Source organism: Streptomyces sp. BK79 (assembly GCF_044142145.1).
GTDB lineage: Bacteria > Actinomycetota > Actinomycetes > Streptomycetales > Streptomycetaceae > Streptomyces.
The window spans coordinates 53,489-67,639 of the sequence record NZ_JBHVOC010000006.1 but is presented as its reverse complement, the minus strand read 5'-3'; the positions used below and the strand labels follow the sequence as shown (position 1 = coordinate 67,639).

Sequence of the window (14,151 nt, the reverse complement as noted above, 5' to 3'; positions counted from 1 at the left end):
TAACACCGGGGAGAGGGCCGGCCGACGTCTTATGGCGACCGGCCGGCTTTCCCTACGGTTTCGGCACCTCCCCACCGAGACCGAGGAGATCCCCCATGCCCCACCGACAGACCGGAGTCAGAGCCGCGGGCGCCGCGCTCGCGGCGACGGCCGCCCTGCTCGTGGCCGGGCTCAGCGGCTCCGCGAGCGCCGGGACGGCCCCCTCCGACACCGCCCCCACCGCCGCCGAGTCCCTCCGTACCGACGCCGCCCCGCCCGCCCTGCTCCGGGCGATGGAACGCGACCTCGGTCTCGACCGGCGGCAGGCCGAACGCCGTCTCGCCAACGAGGCCGAGGCGGGCGCCACGGCGGGCCGGCTGCGCGCCGCGCTCGGCGGCGACTTCGCGGGCGCGTGGGTGCGGGGTGCCGAGTCCGGCACGCTGACCGTGGCGACGATCGACGCGGCCGACGTCGCGATGATCGAGGCCGAGGGCGCGGTGGCGAAGGTCGTCCGGCACTCCCTCGCCGACCTGGACGCGGCCAAGGCCCGCCTCGACCGGGCCGCAGCGGCGCGGGGCGAGGCCGCCGCCGACGCGCCCGTGCGGTACGTCGACGTACGGACGAACACGGTCACCGTGCGGGCCCTGCGCCCGTCCGCCGCCCGCGCCCTCCTCGACGCGGCCGGCGTCGGCGCCGGACTCGCGCGCGTGGAGCGGACGTCCGAGCGGCCCCGCCCGCTGTACGACCTGCGGGGCGGCGAGGCGTACTACATCAACAACAGCGGGCGCTGCTCGATCGGCTTCCCCGTCACCAAGGGCACGCAGCAGGGCTTCGCCACCGCCGGCCACTGCGGCCGGACCGGCGCGAGCACCAGCGGCGCCAACCGGGTGGCCCAGGGCACCTTCCAGGGGTCGGTCTTCCCGGGCCGCGACATGGCGTGGGTGGCCGTCAACTCCAGCTGGACGGCGACCCCGTACGTCAGCGGCGCCGGCGGCCAGAACGTCCAGGTCACCGGGTCCACGCAGGCCCCGGTCGGCGCGTCCGTGTGCCGCTCCGGCTCCACCACCGGCTGGCACTGCGGCACCGTCCAGCAGCACAACACCAGCGTGACCTACCCCGAGGGCACCATCAGCGGCGTCACCCGCACCACGGTGTGCGCCGAGCCCGGCGACTCCGGCGGCTCGTACATCTCCGGCAGCCAGGCGCAGGGCGTCACCTCGGGCGGCTCGGGCGACTGCCGCAGCGGCGGTACGACGTTCTTCCAGCCGATCAACCCGCTGCTCCAGAACTACGGCCTCACCCTGAAGACGACCGGCGGCGGCGGTCCCGAGGAGCCGCCCCCCGGCGGCGGCACCTGGGCGGCCGGCACCGTCTACCAGGCGGGCGACACCGTCACGTACGCCGGCGCCACCTACCGCTGCCTCCAGGGCCACCAGGCCCACCAGGGCTGGGAACCGCCGAACGTGCCGGCGCTGTGGCAGCGCGTGTGAGCTGACCGAGACCGACGGGGGACCGCCCCACGGGGGCGTCGGGGCCGGGCCCGGGTGCGCAGGGAGAGCACCCGGGCCCGGCCCCGTCCCCGCGTCAGGCCCTTGCCGTCAGGCCCGCAAGTACGCCAGCACCGCCAGCACCCTGCGGTGCGTGCCGTCCGCCGGGGGCAGGTCGAGCTTGGCGAGGATGCCACCCACGTGCTTGCCCACCGCCGCCTAACGGCCCTCACCGCAGTCACCGCCACCTACGACGCCTCACTCCCCCTCCCCGAACACCTCCGCCGCCGACGAAGCCGTGATCGCCCGCGTCAACCAGACGTCCAGCACCTCCATGTCGGTACACCCGGAGATCCGCGCCCGCTCCTCCTCCGAAACCCCCACACCCCGACGATCCAACAACAGAAGAAGCGCCCCGGCACGCCCCTCGGCACGCCCCTCCGCCCTGAGGCTCTGCGCAGTCTCCGACTGGAAGAAGGAAAGGTCGGCGGCCTCGCGGCTCACTCCCCTTCCCCGAACACCTCCGCCGCCGACGAAGCCGTGATCGCCCGCGTCAACCAGACGTCCAGCACCTCCATGTCGGTACACCCGGAGATCCGCGCCCGCTCCTCCTCCGAAACCCCCACACCCCGACGGTCCAACAACAGAAGAAGCGCCCCGGCACGCCCCTCGGCACGCCCCTCGTTGCGCCCCTCCGCCCTGAGGCTCTGCGCAGTCTCCGACTGGAAGAAGGAAAGGTCGGCGGCCATGATCTGCCTCCAGAGGTCCGCGGCCGGCGTCTTGCCGAGGCCTTGTTCCGTGAGCTCGATGAAGATGCTTGCCGTGTTCTCGTCGTCGGCCGACAGGCCCTTCAGCGCCGATGCCAGCGCTTTCAGTATGGCATCGGCGTCCGGGTCCCGGCGGTGCAGCGCCGCGGACAGGACGGTCAGCGGGATGTCTCGCGCCGCCTCGTCGGGACTGTCGATCACGGGCAGCTGGTCCGGCCCGAGGACCAGGGGACGCACGGTGAGCGAGGGCCACTGCGGTGGGCCGATGTCGACCTGCCGGGCCGCCCAGGCCGCCGTACGCCGGTCGGCGCAGACGACCAGCAGGACCGGCGGCAACCGGTACTTGGCGTGCAGGTGCGACACGTAGTACGCCCAGCTCGCCGGCTTGTCGTGGTCGCGCTTGCCCTGCGACTCGACGGCGAGCAGGAAGCTGCCGCCGTCGCCGGTCTCCATGCGCAGCAGCGTGTCCACGCGCCGCTCCACCGGACGGTTCTCGGTGAGGTCGGTGGTGAGGGGAACCGCGGAGACCGGTTCGGCGAACGAGACGCCCAGCGTTCTGACGGCACGGGCGAAGAGCGCCGGATCCTCCTGGAAGATCCGGTGCAGCGCCTCGTGGGATGAACTGACCATGCGGCGAATCTAGAAGAGTGGGGGACATTGCCAGGCAGATATGCCACCCCGCCCCGCGATCGAGTGAACCCGCCCGACGCGTCGTTGACGCGTCGGGCACCGCGGCCGGCCCCCCTCACTCCCGGCAACGCGGAAGGGGCCCGTACGACCGAAGTCGTACGGGCCCCTTCTCAGGCATCAGCCCATGTCAGGTCGGTGGACCGACAAGCAAGCGGAGCTTACTTGTTGATCTTGGTGACCTGGCCGGCGCCCACGGTCCGGCCACCCTCGCGGATGGCGAACTTCAGGCCCTCTTCCATGGCGACGGGCTGGATGAGCTCCACCTTCATCTCGGTGTTGTCACCCGGCATGACCATCTCGGTGCCCTCGGGGAGGGTCACGACGCCGGTCACGTCCGTCGTACGGAAGTAGAACTGCGGACGGTAGTTGTTGAAGAAGGGGGTGTGACGGCCACCCTCGTCCTTCGACAGGATGTAGGCCTGGGCCTCGAACTCGGTGTGCGGCGTGACCGAACCGGGCTTGATGATGACCTGGCCGCGCTCGACGTCCTCGCGCTTGATGCCACGGAGGAGCAGACCGACGTTCTCACCGGCCTGGCCCTCGTCGAGGAGCTTGCGGAACATCTCGATGCCGGTGACCGTGGTGGTGGTCTTCTCGGTCTTGATGCCGATGATGTCGACGGTCTCGTTGACCTTGAGGACACCACGCTCGATGCGGCCGGTGACGACCGTACCGCGACCGGTGATGGTGAAGACGTCCTCGATCGGCATCAGGAACGGCTTGTCGACGTCGCGCTCGGGCTCCGGGATGGACTCGTCCACGGCCTTCATGAGCTCGAGGACCGAGTTGCCCCACTCCTTGTCGCCCTCGAGGGCCTTCAGAGCGGAGACCTTGACGACCGGAAGCTCGTCGCCCGGGAACTCGTACTCGGAGAGGAGCTCGCGCACCTCGAGCTCGACGAGCTCCAGGATCTCCTCGTCGTCCACCATGTCGGCCTTGTTCAGGGCGACGACGATGTACGGAACGCCGACCTGGCGGGCCAGGAGCACGTGCTCCTTGGTCTGCGGCATCGGGCCGTCGGTGGCGGCGACCACGAGGATGGCGCCGTCCATCTGCGCCGCACCCGTGATCATGTTCTTGATGTAGTCCGCGTGACCGGGGCAGTCGACGTGGGCGTAGTGACGGGTCTCCGTCTGGTACTCGACGTGCGCGATCGAGATGGTGATACCGCGCTGGCGCTCCTCGGGAGCCTTGTCGATCTGGTCGAAGGCCGAGGCCTCGTTCAGGTCCGGGTACGCGTCGTGCAGCACCTTGGTAATGGCGGCCGTGAGGGTCGTCTTACCGTGGTCGATGTGACCGATGGTGCCGATGTTGACGTGCGGCTTAGTCCGCTCGAACTTCGCCTTCGCCACGGGGGTCCTCCTGAGAGTGGTTCTGGTACGCCTTACTCATCGGCGCCAGGTGATCTTTGCTGGGAAACCCGGACCCGGGTCATTCCGTCGGGTTGGCGACGGAATGACCCTTGCAGGCTCCGGGGTCAAGCCTAAAGCGTGTGAACGGGGTCCGTTAAACGGAGTAGCCCGTTACTCGCCCTTGGCCTTCGCGATGATCTCCTCGGCGACGTTCCGGGGAACCTCGGCGTAGGAGTCGAACTGCATCGAGTAGCTTGCGCGACCCGACGTCTTGCTGCGGAGGTCTCCGACGTAGCCGAACATCTCCGACAGGGGCACGAGGCCCTTCACGACGCGGGCACCCGCCCGCTCCTCCATGGCCTGGATCTGGCCACGGCGGGAGTTGATGTCGCCGATGACCTCACCCATGTAGTCCTCGGGCGTGGTGACCTCGACGGCCATCATCGGCTCCAGGAGCACGGGCGAAGCCTTGCGCGCGGCCTCCTTGAAGGCCTGCGAACCGGCGATCTTGAACGCGAGCTCGGAGGAGTCGACCTCGTGGTAGCCACCGTCGATGAGCGTGACGCGGACGCCCGTCATCTCGTAGCCGGCCAGGATGCCGAACTGCATGGCCTCCTGGGCGCCGGCGTCCACCGAAGGGATGTACTCCTTCGGGATGCGGCCACCGGTCACCTTGTTCACGAACTCGTACGAGGCGTCGCCGCCCTCGATCGGCTCGATCGCGATCTGCACCTTGGCGAACTGACCGGTACCACCGGTCTGCTTCTTGTGGGTGTAGTCCACGCGCTCGACGGTCTTGCGGATCGTCTCACGGTAGGCGACCTGCGGCTTGCCGACGTTGGCCTCGACCTTGAACTCACGGCGCATACGGTCGACCAGCACCTCGAGGTGCAGCTCGCCCATACCACCGATGATGGTCTGGCCCGTCTCCTCGTCCGAGTGGACCTGGAACGACGGGTCCTCCTCGGCGAGGCGCTGGATCGCGACGCCCAGCTTCTCCTGGTCGCCCTTCGACTTGGGCTCGATGGCGACCTGGATGACCGGCGCCGGGAAGTCCATGGACTCCAGGATCACCGGGTTCTTGTCGTCGGACAGCGTCTCACCGGTGGTGGTCTGCTTCAGGCCCATGACGGCGACGATGTCGCCGGCGCCCACCGACTCGATCTCCTCACGCTTGTTGGCGTGCATGCGGTAGATCTTGCCGATGCGCTCCTTCTTGCCCTTGACGGAGTTCAGCACGGCGGTGCCGGACTCCAGGCGGCCCGAGTAGACCCGGACGAAGGTGAGCTTGCCGAGGTGCGGGTCGCTCATGATCTTGAACGCGAGCGCGGCCAGCGGCTCGTCCTCGGACGGCTTGCGCTTGACGACGACCTCGGGGTCCTTGACGTCGTGGCCCTCGATGGCCTCGACGTCGAGCGGGGTCGGCAGGTAGCGCACGACCGCGTCGAGCAGGGGCTGGACGCCCTTGTTCTTGAACGCGGTGCCGCAGAACACCGGGGTGACCGTGGTGTCGTCGGACTTGCCGGACGCGATGGTGATACGACGGATCGCGGCGTACAGCTGCTCCTCGGTGGGCTCCTGGCCCTCCAGGAACAGCTCCATGATCTCTTCGTCGTTCTCCGCGACGGCCTCGACCAGCTTGCCGCGCCACTCCTCGGCGGCCTCGGTGTGCGTGGCCGGGATGTCGACGGTGTCGTACATCTCGCCCTTGGCGGCCTCGGCGGACCACACGAGCGCCTTCATGCGGACCAGGTCCACGACGCCCTTGAAGTCGGCCTCGGCACCGATCGGGAGCTGCATGACGAGCGGCTGGGCGCCCAGGCGGTCCGAGATCATCTCCACGCAGCGGTGGAACTCGGCGCCGGTACGGTCCAGCTTGTTGACGAAGCAGATGCGCGGCACGCCGTAACGGTCGGCCTGACGCCACACCGTCTCGGACTGCGGCTCGACACCGGCGACACCGTCGAACACGGTCACGGCACCGTCGAGCACACGCAGGGAACGCTCCACCTCGACGGTGAAGTCGACGTGCCCGGGGGTGTCGATGATGTTGATCGTGTAGTCGTCGTTCTCGAGCGGCCAGTGGCAGGTGGTGGCAGCGGACGTGATCGTGATGCCACGCTCCTGCTCCTGCTCCATCCAGTCCATCGTGGCGGCGCCGTCGTGGACCTCACCGATCTTGTACGACACACCCGTGTAGAACAGGATCCGCTCGGTGGTGGTCGTCTTGCCCGCGTCGATGTGGGCCATGATCCCGATGTTGCGGACCTTGGCCAGGTCAAGTGAAGTGGTAGCCATAAGGCTTCAGTCTTCTCTCGGTCTCGATGTGGGTAGCGACTACCAGCGGTAGTGCGCGAAGGCCTTGTTGGACTCGGCCATCTTGTGCGTGTCCTCGCGCTTCTTGACGGCCGCACCGAGGCCGTTCGAAGCGTCGAGAAGCTCGTTGAGCAGACGCTCGGTCATGGTCTTCTCGCGACGGGCGCGGGAGTAACCGACGAGCCAGCGCAGCGCGAGGGTGTTGGCGCGACCGGGCTTGACCTCGATCGGCACCTGGTACGTCGCACCACCGACGCGGCGGGACTTGACCTCGAGGGTCGGCTTGATGTTCTCGAGAGCGCGCTTGAGCGTGATGACCGGGTCGTTGCCGGTCTTCTCGCGCAGGCCCTCCATGGCGCCGTAGACGATGCGCTCGGCGGTGGAGCGCTTGCCGTTCAGCAGCACCTTGTTGATCAGGGAGGTCACCAGAGGAGAACCGTAGACCGGGTCGATGATGACCGGGCGCTTCGGGGCGGGGCCCTTACGAGGCATTCTTACTTCTCCTTCTTGGCGCCGTAGCGGCTGCGGGCCTGCTTGCGGTTCTTGACACCCTGGGTGTCGAGGGAACCGCGGATGATCTTGTAACGAACACCAGGCAGGTCCTTCACACGGCCGCCGCGCACGAGCACGATGGAGTGCTCCTGCAGGTTGTGCCCCTCACCCGGAATGTAAGCGGTGACCTCGATCCCGCTGGTCAGACGCACACGCGCGACCTTACGCAGGGCCGAGTTCGGCTTCTTCGGGGTGGTCGTGAACACACGCGTGCAGACGCCGCGACGCTGGGGCGAACCCTCGAGTGCGGGCGTCTTGTTCTTCTCGACCTTGTCCTGCCGGCCCTTCCGGACCAGCTGCTGGATCGTAGGCACTACTTCTCCGGTTTCTGTGTGCCGAATGGTGAAGCTAACCTGGAACGCCTCCGACCCACGCGGTCGGGTGTGTCGGACCCGGCAACCCCTGCCGCCAGGCAGGGGGAAACGCGGATCGCGGTGGCCGGTCACGACCCTCGCTGCGGTTGAAGGCACGCGCGAGGGCCAGGGCACACCCCAGGCACAAGGTCTGAGCGTACCTATCGCATTCGCTGCGGTCAAAACAAATGGGCGTGACCGCCAGCGGCACCCGATTCGTCCGACCGTGTCCCCGTCGGCGCCGGGTGCCTCAGGCCCGGGGCAACGGCACCCGCGGCTCGCTTGCCTCGTCGGCGGCGGCGCCCGGCTCCTCGCCGGGCGCGGCCGCCGTGTCGTGGCGGACGAAGTACGTCGGCCGGTTCTGCACGGCCGTGTAGATGCGCCCCACGTATTCGCCGAGCAGGCCGACGCAGACCAGCTGGACGCCCCCGATGAAGACGATGCCGGTGAACAGCGACGTCCACCCCGGCACCGTGCGGCCCAGGGCGAAGGCGGTCAGCGTGTAGACCAGCAGCGCGAGGCAGACCACGAAGGAACCGGCGCCCAGCCAGGTGGCGATCCGCAGCGGGGCCGCGGAGAACCCGGTGACGCTGTCGACCGCGAGCCGGATCATCCGGCCCAGCGGGTACTTGGTGCGGCCCGCGGTGCGCGGCGCCCGCTCGTACGTCACCTGCCCGCTCGGGAAGCCCAGCCACGGCACCAGGAGCCGGTAGACCCGCTGCTGGTCCGGCAGGGCCTTCAGCGCCTCCACGGCGGCCCGGCTCAGCAGCCGGAAGTCGCCGGCCTGCGCGGGGACCGAGGGACCGGCCAGGCGCCGCATGAGCCGGTAGTAGAAGCCCGCCGTCCACCGCTTGAACCCGCTGTCGCTGCTGCGGTCCGCGCGGACCCCGTACACGATGTCGAGGCCCTGTGCGCGAGCCAGCGCCAGCATGTCGGGGATCTTCTCCGGCGGGTCCTGGAGGTCGGCGTCGAGGCTGACGACGTAGGCGCCCGCCGCCCGGTCGAGCCCGGCGGTGAGAGCCGCCTGGTGGCCGGAATTGCGGCGCAGCGCGACCACCCGCAGCTCCGGCCAGCCCAGCCGGAAGGCGGCCAGCAGCTCCGCCGTGCGGTCACCGCTGCCGTCGTCCACCGCGACGACCTCGTGGGGGACGCCCAGCTCCGTCAGGACCGGCCGGAGCCTGCTGACCAGCGCGGGCAGGACCTCTTCCTCGTTGTACATCGGGATGACGACCGACAGCACGATCGCTTCGTGCCGTTCCGCGTCCCGTTCCTCGGGCACCGCGCCTCCCCTCCCCCGAACATCGAGCACAGGTGTGCGACTCTTGTGCGATCTTATGGCAGCAATTGACGGTTGAGGATGGCCCGAGGGGGATGACAGCCATGGACACGGCTGCCGACGACACGGTGAACGACGCGTCGCCCGGCGCACAGGAGAAGAGGCTGTCCGACGACCGCCGGGAGCACTCCTGGCGGTCGTGGCCCCCGTCCCTCCCGCCCGCCGCGCGCCCCTACCTGGCGCCGCTCCTCCTCTACGGCGTCACGAAGCTCGTCGGTCTCGCGGTCTTCGCCTCCCTGCTGGAGTACGCCGGGGACTACAAGGGGAAGAACCCGCGCTTCGGTGGCGGCGCCCACTGGTGGGACGTCCTCGGCACCTGGGACGGCTGGTGGTACCTCCAGGTCGCCGAGCACGGCTACAGCCCGTCCCTGGTGCGGCTCGGCGGCGACGGCCTGTTCACGGTCCAGCAGAACTCGGTCGCCTTCTTCCCGCTCTACCCGGCCCTGATCCGCATGGTCTCGGAGACCACGGGCCTCGGCCTGTACGGCTCCGGCATCCTCGTCTCCGTCGTCTCCTCCTTCGTCGCGGCGGCCGGCGTCTTCGCCGTGGTCCGCCTCCTCGCCGGTGCCCGCGCGGGCACCGTCGCCGCCGGGCTGTGGGCCGTCGCCCCCGGCGCGGGCGTCGAGTGGGCGGTGTACTCCGAGTCCCTCTTCGTCGCCATCGCCGCCTGGGCCTGCTACGCCGTGATGACCAAGCGCTGGGTCGCGGCCGGCCTGCTCGCCTTCACCGCGGGCCTGAACCGCCCGACCTCCGCCGTCCTCATAGGCGCCGTGGGCCTCGCCGCGCTGGTGACCCTGGCCCGCCCGGCGTCCCGCCGCGAGCACGGCGTACGAGGCCCCGTCTACGCCATGGTCGTGGCGCCCCTGGGCCTGCTCGGCTACATCGCCTGGGTCGGCTACAGCACCGGCGAGGCGACGGCGTACTTCACCCTCCAGCGCGACGGCTGGGCGCACTTCTTCGACTACGGCGCCTACACCCTGGACGTGCTGCGCAACCTCGCGGTCGGCAAGGGCGACTACGTCTTCGCCTTCTCCACGCCCGACCTGCTCTCCCTCCAGCTGGTGCTGGCGCTGCCCTTCCTCATCGCCCTGATGCTGCGCAAGAAGCCCCCGCTGGTCCTCGTCGCGTACACGCTGGCGACGATCATCACGGTCCTCGGCACCCAGCAGATGTTCGGCAACACCATGCGCTACCTGCTGCCGGCCTTCCCCCTGCTCCTCGCCCCGGCCGCGGCCCTGGCCCGCCTGAAGCTCCCGAGCCTGGCGGTCTTCTTCACCACGGCCGCCCTCGCCTCCGGCTGGTACGCGCACTACGTCATCTTCGAGCTGGGCGTGCCGTAGGCACCCGTCCCGCACCCACGCCGAAGGGCGGCCACCCCGTGGGGGTGACCGCCCTTCAGGCGTTCAAGCGGCTGCCCGCCTACTGGTTGTACGGACCGTAGTCGTAGTCCTCCAGCGGAACGGCCTGGCCGGAGCCCGTGCCGAACGGCGAGTAGTCGATGTCGTCGTAGCCGACGGCCGAGTACATCGCGGCCTTGGCCTCCTCGGTCGGCTCGACCCGGATGTTGCGGTAGCGGGACAGGCCCGTACCGGCCGGGATGAGCTTACCGATGATGACGTTCTCCTTGAGGCCGATGAGGCTGTCGGACTTGGCGTTGATCGCCGCGTCCGTCAGGACTCGGGTCGTCTCCTGGAAGGAGGCGGCCGACAGCCAGGATTCCGTCGCCAGCGAGGCCTTGGTGATACCCATCAGCTGCGGACGACCGGAGGCCGGGTGACCGCCCTCCTGGACCACACGACGGTTCTCGGTCTCGAACTTCGACCGCTCGACCAGCTCGCCGGGCAGCAGCTCGGCGTCGCCGGACTCGATGATCGTCACGCGGCGCAGCATCTGCCGGATGATGATCTCGATGTGCTTGTCGTGGATCGACACGCCCTGCGAGTTGTAGACCTTCTGGACCTCGCCGACCAGGTGGACCTGGACGGCACGCTGACCCAGGATGCGCAGCACGTCGTGCGGGTTGGTGGCACCCACGGTGAGCTTCTGGCCCACCTCGACGTGGTCGCCCTCGCCCACCAGCAGACGGGCACGCTTCGAGATCGGGAACGCCGTCTCGTCGCTGCCGTCGTCGGGGGTGACGACGATCTTCTTCGTCTTCTCGGTCTCCTCGATCCGCACGCGGCCGGAGGCCTCGGAGATCGGGGCGACACCCTTCGGGGTACGGGCCTCGAAGAGCTCGACGACACGCGGCAGACCCTGGGTGATGTCGTCACCGGCCACACCACCGGTGTGGAAGGTACGCATCGTCAGCTGGGTACCGGGCTCACCGATGGACTGGGCGGCGATGATGCCGACCGCCTCACCGATGTCGACCAGCTTGCCGGTGGCCAGGGAGCGGCCGTAGCACATGGCGCAGGTGCCGACCTGGGACTCGCAGGTCAGGATCGAACGGGTCTTGACCTCCTCGACACCGTGGTGCACGAGCTGGTCGATGAGCACGTCACCGAGGTCGACGTTGGCCGGCGCGATCACCTTGCCGTCGATGACGACGTCCTCGGCGAGCATGCGGGCGTAGACGCTGGTCTCGACGTCGTCCGTCTTGCGCAGGACGCCGTCGGCGCCGCGCTCGGCGATCCGCAGCCGCAGACCGCGCTCGGTGCCGCAGTCCTCCTCGCGAATGATGACGTCCTGGGAGACGTCGACCAGACGACGCGTGAGGTAACCCGAGTCGGCGGTACGCAGAGCGGTGTCCGCCAGACCCTTACGGGCACCGTGCGTGGAGATGAAGTACTCCAGCACGGACAGGCCCTCACGGAACGACGCCTTGATCGGACGCGGGATCGTCTCGTTCTTCGCGTTCGACACCAGACCACGCATACCGGCGATCTGACGCATCTGCATCATGTTGCCTCGTGCGCCCGAGTTCACCATCATGAAGATCGGGTTGGTCTTCGGGAAGTTGTCGTTCATCGCCTCGGCGACCTCGTTGGTCGCCTTGGTCCAGATCGCGATGAGCTCCTGCGTGCGCTCGTCCTTGGTGATCAGACCGCGCTCGTACTGCTTCTGGACCTTCTCGTCCTGCGCCTCGTAGCCCTTGACGATCTCCTTCTTCGCCTCGGGAACGACGACGTCGGAGATGGCCACGGTGACGCCGGAACGGGTCGCCCAGAAGAAGCCGGCCGCCTTCAGGTTGTCGAGCGTCGCCGCCACGATGACCTTCGGGTAGCGCTCGGCGAGGTCGTTGACGATCTCGGAGAGCTGCTTCTTGCCGACCTCGTAGTCGACGAAGGGGTAGTCCTCGGGCAGCAGCTCGTTGAAGAGCGCGCGGCCCAGCGTGGTCTTCAGGGTGAAGGTGTCACCCTGCTGCCACTCCGGCTCACCCTCCTCGCGCGCCGGGGGCTCCCAGCCGCGGGGCGGGATGGTGCCCACCGGGAAGCGGATGTCGACCTTCGACTGGAGCGACAGGTCGCCCGCGTCGAACGCCATGATCGCCTCGGCGGCGGACCCGAAGGCACGGCCCTCGCCCTTGAGGTCCCGGCCCTCGCCGTCGGTGGTGAGGAAGAACAGACCGAGGACCATGTCCTGGGTCGGCATCGTCACCGGACGGCCGTCGGCCGGCTTGAGGATGTTGTTCGAGGACAGCATCAGGATGCGGGCCTCGGCCTGCGCCTCCGCGGAGAGCGGCAGGTGGACGGCCATCTGGTCACCGTCGAAGTCCGCGTTGAACGCGGTGCAGACGAGCGGGTGGATCTGGATGGCCTTGCCCTCGACCAGCTGCGGCTCGAAGGCCTGGATGCCGAGGCGGTGCAGCGTGGGCGCACGGTTCAGCAGAACCGGGTGCTCCGCGATGACCTCTTCCAGCACGTCGTACACGACCGTGCGGCCGCGCTCGACCATGCGCTTGGCGCTCTTGATGTTCTGCGCGTGGTTCAGGTCGACCAGGCGCTTCATCACGAACGGCTTGAAGAGCTCCAGCGCCATGGCCTTGGGCAGACCGCACTGGTGCAGCTTCAGCTGCGGGCCGACGACGATGACGGAACGCGCCGAGTAGTCGACTCGCTTGCCGAGCAGGTTCTGACGGAAACGACCCTGCTTGCCCTTGAGCATGTCGCTCAGGGACTTCAGCGGGCGGTTGCCGGGACCGGTGACCGGGCGACCGCGACGACCGTTGTCGAAGAGGGCGTCCACGGCCTCCTGGAGCATGCGCTTCTCGTTGTTCACGATGATCTCGGGCGCGCCGAGGTCGAGAAGCCGCTTCAGGCGGTTGTTGCGGTTGATCACGCGGCGGTACAGGTCGTTCAGGTCGGAGGTCGCGAAGCGGCCACCGTCCAGCTGCACCATCGGACGCAGGTCCGGCGGGATGACCGGCACGCAGTCCAGCACCATGCCCTTGGGGCTGTTGCTGGTCTGCAGGAACGCGGAGACGACCTTGAGGCGCTTGAGCGCACGGGTCTTCTTCTGGCCCTTGCCGGTGCGGATGATCTCGCGGAGGCGCTCGGCCTCCTCGTCGAGGTCGAAGGACTCCAGGCGCTTCTGCAGCGCCGCGGCACCCATCGAGCCGTCGAAGTACGTGCCGAAGCGGTCACGCAGCTCGCGGTAGAGCAGCTCGTCGCCCTCGAGGTCCTGGACCTTGAGGTTCTTGAACCGGTTCCACACCTCGTCGAGGCGGTCGATCTCGCGCTGCGCACGGTCGCGCAGCTGCTTCATCTCACGCTCGGCACCCTCGCGCACCTTGCGGCGCACGTCGGCCTTGGCGCCCTCGGCCTCCAGCTCGGCGAGGTCCGTCTCGAGCTTCTTGGCGCGGGCCTCCAGGTCGGAGTCGCGACGGTTCTCGATCTGCTGACGCTCGACGGAGACGTGCGCCTCCAGGGACGGCAGGTCGCGGGTACGACGCTCCTCGTCCACGAACGTGATCATGTACGCCGCGAAGTAGATGACCTTCTCGAGGTCCTTCGGGGCGAGGTCGAGCAGGTAGCCGAGGCGCGACGGGACGCCCTTGAAGTACCAGATGTGGGTGACGGGAGCGGCGAGCTCGATGTGGCCCATCCGCTCACGGCGCACCTTGGCACGCGTGACCTCGACGCCACAGCGCTCACAGATGATGCCCTTGAAGCGGACACGCTTGTACTTGCCGCAGTAGCACTCCCAGTCCCGGGTCGGACCGAAGATCTTCTCGCAGAAGAGTCCGTCCTTCTCGGGCTTGAGCGTGCGGTAGTTGATCGTCTCGGGCTTCTTGACCTCGCCGTGGCTCCACTGACGGATGTCGTCAGCGGTGGCCAGACCGATCCGGAGCTCGTCGAAGAAGTTGACGTCGAGCAC

The 14,151-nt window shown here is 68.8% G+C and carries 10 protein-coding genes and 1 pseudogene; 2 read left to right on the top strand and 9 right to left on the bottom strand.

Translation table 11 applies throughout. The annotated features are described in order from the left end of the window. Positions 1 to 95 precede the first annotated feature (95 nt). Complete coding sequence (locus ACFIF2_RS09020) at positions 96 to 1,469, top strand: carbohydrate-binding protein (RefSeq protein WP_395572014.1); 1,374 nt, start codon at positions 96 to 98, stop codon at positions 1,467 to 1,469. 108 nt (positions 1,470 to 1,577) lie between these two features. Here ACFIF2_RS09020 and ACFIF2_RS09015 read toward each other — a convergent pair. The 8 genes and pseudogenes from ACFIF2_RS09015 to ACFIF2_RS08980 form a co-directional block, all read right to left on the bottom strand. Further along, positions 1,578 to 1,685, bottom strand: a pseudogene (locus tag ACFIF2_RS09015) (DNA-binding response regulator); the annotation flags it as partial. Positions 1,686 to 1,724: 39 nt separating this feature from the next. Then, positions 1,725 to 1,970 carry a hypothetical protein gene (locus ACFIF2_RS09010; RefSeq protein ID WP_395572013.1) on the bottom strand — a complete coding sequence of 82 codons (246 nt, stop codon included), beginning with the start codon at positions 1,968 to 1,970 and terminating at the stop codon, positions 1,725 to 1,727. Then, complete coding sequence (locus tag ACFIF2_RS09005) at positions 1,967 to 2,863, bottom strand: hypothetical protein (protein WP_395572012.1); 897 nt, start codon at positions 2,861 to 2,863, stop codon at positions 1,967 to 1,969. The genes ACFIF2_RS09010 and ACFIF2_RS09005 overlap by 4 nt, the downstream gene beginning before the upstream one ends. Before the next feature lie 218 nt (positions 2,864 to 3,081). Then, entirely contained in the window at positions 3,082 to 4,275 is a 1,194-nt protein-coding gene (gene tuf, locus ACFIF2_RS09000; protein ID WP_053135585.1) for an elongation factor Tu, read from the bottom strand. Between the two features lie 171 nt (positions 4,276 to 4,446). Further along, complete coding sequence (gene fusA / locus ACFIF2_RS08995; RefSeq protein ID WP_395572011.1) at positions 4,447 to 6,573, bottom strand: elongation factor G; 2,127 nt, start codon at positions 6,571 to 6,573, stop codon at positions 4,447 to 4,449. Between the two features lie 39 nt (positions 6,574 to 6,612). Beyond that, complete coding sequence (gene rpsG, locus ACFIF2_RS08990) at positions 6,613 to 7,083, bottom strand: 30S ribosomal protein S7 (protein WP_003974303.1); 471 nt, start codon at positions 7,081 to 7,083, stop codon at positions 6,613 to 6,615. Positions 7,084 to 7,085: 2 nt separating this feature from the next. Beyond that, positions 7,086 to 7,457 carry a 30S ribosomal protein S12 gene (gene rpsL, locus ACFIF2_RS08985; RefSeq protein WP_003948652.1) on the bottom strand — a complete coding sequence of 124 codons (372 nt, stop codon included), beginning with the start codon at positions 7,455 to 7,457 and terminating at the stop codon, positions 7,086 to 7,088. A gap of 289 nt (positions 7,458 to 7,746) precedes the next feature. Beyond that, on the bottom strand, positions 7,747 to 8,775 hold the full coding sequence (locus ACFIF2_RS08980) for a glycosyltransferase family 2 protein (RefSeq protein WP_395572010.1): 1,029 nt from the start codon (positions 8,773 to 8,775) through the stop codon (positions 7,747 to 7,749). 101 nt (positions 8,776 to 8,876) lie between these two features. Between ACFIF2_RS08980 and ACFIF2_RS08975 the strand changes: the two genes are divergently transcribed. Further along, positions 8,877 to 10,172, top strand: coding sequence for a hypothetical protein (locus ACFIF2_RS08975; protein ID WP_395572009.1), 1,296 nt, complete (start codon positions 8,877 to 8,879; stop codon positions 10,170 to 10,172). 79 nt (positions 10,173 to 10,251) lie between these two features. Here ACFIF2_RS08975 and ACFIF2_RS08970 read toward each other — a convergent pair whose 3' ends face one another. Further along, a complete protein-coding gene (locus ACFIF2_RS08970) occupies positions 10,252 to 14,151 on the bottom strand; it encodes a DNA-directed RNA polymerase subunit beta' (RefSeq protein ID WP_395572008.1) in 3,900 nt (1,299 codons plus the stop codon).